The organism is Streptacidiphilus anmyonensis (assembly GCF_000787855.1).
Classification (GTDB): domain Bacteria; phylum Actinomycetota; class Actinomycetes; order Streptomycetales; family Streptomycetaceae; genus Streptacidiphilus; species Streptacidiphilus anmyonensis.
The window spans coordinates 49,953-52,495 of sequence record NZ_BBPQ01000056.1 but is presented as its reverse complement, the minus strand read 5'-3'; the positions used below and the strand labels follow the sequence as shown (position 1 = coordinate 52,495).

General features: G+C 76.8%; 2 protein-coding genes. Both read right to left on the bottom strand.

The features are described 5' to 3' along the window. Positions 1-401: 401 nt before the first annotated feature. Entirely contained in the window at positions 402-2,156 is a 1,755-nt protein-coding gene (locus TR50_RS43710; RefSeq protein WP_042430438.1) for an FAD-dependent oxidoreductase, read from the bottom strand. A 94-nt stretch (positions 2,157-2,250) separates the two neighbouring features. Next, positions 2,251-2,543 (bottom strand): diiron oxygenase (locus TR50_RS49310; RefSeq protein ID WP_236654676.1); only part of this gene is annotated, 293 nt, incomplete at its 5' end.

The following is a 2,543-nucleotide window of genomic DNA, read 5'->3' as shown; positions in this document are numbered from 1 at the left end:
CCCCTTCGCCGACCCCCTGCGGCAGAGGTGGTCCGGCGCGGCGTCCCGCGAGTGCGGCGGACACGCGGGAGCGCCGGGCCCCGGTCCGTCGGTTCTCGCCGGGCCGGGCTGCCGGGCGCGTGCCCGCCTGGCGGCGGGGGGCCGGTGCGGTCCGGGCTGTCGCGGGTGTGGCGCGGGCCTGCCGTCCGCCCCGGGCCGCCCGCGCCCTCACCGGTCGGGGCACTCGGGCGTCTGCCCGCCTGGCGGCGGGGGGTGCCGGTGCGGTCCGGGCTGTCGCGGGTGTGGCGTGGGGCTGTCGTCCGCTCCGCGCCGCCCCCGCTCTCACCGGTCGGGCACTCGGGCGTCCGCCCGGCTGTCGGCGGGCGCGACCGCAGGCGCGCGGTACGCGTCCCGCGCGGCCCCTACCTGCGGAATCTCCGGGCGGAGGCGAGCAGCTCGGGGACTGTGGCCAGCTTGACGCGGGGGCGGCCGACCGCCTCGCCGCGTGCGCGTTCCGCGCGGTCCAGGGCACGCCACTGGCGCAGCCCCAGGGCGTTCGGCCGGCGGAGCCGGACCAGGCCCGCGAAGTCCTGGATACGGTGCGCGGGCGTGGCGAGCAGCCCTGCGCCCGCGTCGTCGAGGAGCGCGTGGACGGTCTCCTGCGCGCAGTCGCGGTTCGCGCCGATGCCGCCCGACGGGCCGCGCTTGGCCCAGCCCACCACGTAGGTGGCGGGCACCGGACGGCCTGTCGCGGGGTCGACGACGCGACCCCCGTCGTGCGGGATCGTTCCGGTGGCGTCGTCGAAGGGCAGCCCCTGGACGGGGACGCCCCGGTAGCCGATCGAGCGCACGACCAGGCCCGCCGCGATCGTCGATTCTCGGCCGTCGGGCCCGGCGACGCGCAGCCCCTCGATCCGCGCGTCGCCGAGCAGCTCAGTGGGTGTGACGCCGAAGCGCAGCACGATCCGCCGACGTCCGGCCGGCGGCGCGGCGGCCCAGTCGACCGGCTCGACCGGCAGCCCGGCCAGCAGCGCCGCCTTCGACCCGGTCGCCGAGCCCGAGCCTGCGCCCGCGGTCGCCTCCGTGTCCGGGCCGGGCTCCGATGCCGCGTGGGCGGTCTCGCGCAGGTCCGACGCCGATGCCGATACCGACGCCGCGCCCGCGCGCGCGGTCGCCGCCGCGACGGCCTCGCGGATGCCCGGGTCGTCCGCGACCACCACGTCCACGCCCGCGAGGTGGGTCAGTGCGAGGAACTCCGGCCGCGTCCACGCGGCGTGCTCCGGGCCGCGGCGGGCCAGGAGGACGACCTCCCGCACCCGGCTGTCGCGCAGTGCGGCGAGGGCGTGGTCGGCGATGTCGGTGCGGGCGAGCTCGTCCGGGTCGGTGAGCAGGATGCGTGCGATGTCGACGGCCACGTTGCCGTTGCCGACCACGACGACGCGCTCCGCGCGCAGATCGACGGCGTCGGCCGGGACGGCCGGATGCGCGTTGTACCAGCCGACGAGGGTCGTCGCCGGCAGGCTGCCGGGCAGGTCCTCGCCGGGCAGCCCGAGCCTGCGGTCGCCCGCCGCGCCCACGGCGTAGACGACGGCGTGGTGATAGGCGGTCAGGTCCTCGTGGGTGAGGTCCTCGCCGATGGTGACGCCCAGGTGCATGCGGAGCGCGGGGTGGTGGAAGGTGGTGGCGAAGGACTCGCCGATGCGCTTGGTCGACTGGTGGTCTGGTGCCACGCCGTGGCGCAGCAGCCCGCCGGCGACGGGCAGCCGGTCGATCATCGTCACCCGTGCGCCGGTGGTGCGCAGCAGCAACTGCGCGGTGTAGCCGGCGGACGGGCCGGTGCCGACGACGGCCACGCTCAGCTCGCCGAAGCCGTCCGGCAGGCTGCGCGGGAACTCCGGCTCGCCCCAGGCGTGGTCGGTCGGGTTCTCCTCGTACCAGCGGCGGTTGAGCTCCGCGTAGGGGAGGTCGGGCCCGGCCAGCCGGTCGACGGGGAAGATCGCGTCGACGGGACAGGCGTCCGCGCAGGCCCCGCAGTCGATGCAGGCGGCGGGGTCGATGTAGAGCATGTCGGTGGAGCCGAAGTCCGGCTCGCCGGGGGTCGGGTGGATGCAGTTGACCGGGCACACCGACACGCACGAGGCGTCGTTGCAGCAGGTTCGGGTGATCGCGTAGGCCATGGCAGGTCGTGGGGGTCCTCGTGGCGCGGCGGGCGGGGTGGGGGAGAGGCGGGGCGGCAGACGGTTGAACGGGCCGGACGGGTCGGACGGGCCGTCAGAGCATGTCCAGCTGCCGGTAGATCCCGGCGGCGGGGCGGGTCAGCAGCCCGGACTCGGCGAGGAACGCCATCAGGTGGCGCGAGCTGGTGCGCATCATCGACTTGCGGTGCTGGTTGGCCTTCACTTCGGCGAGCGCGCGCTTGGTGTCGAGCCCGGCGGCGGCGTAGACGCCCTTGTTGACCATGCTGCTGACGATGACGAACGCGGCGGCGGCGACGCCGAAGGCGTTGACGCGGCGGCGCGCCGTCCCGGCCCCGCGCAGCCGCTCGCGGATCTCCTGGCGGGGGA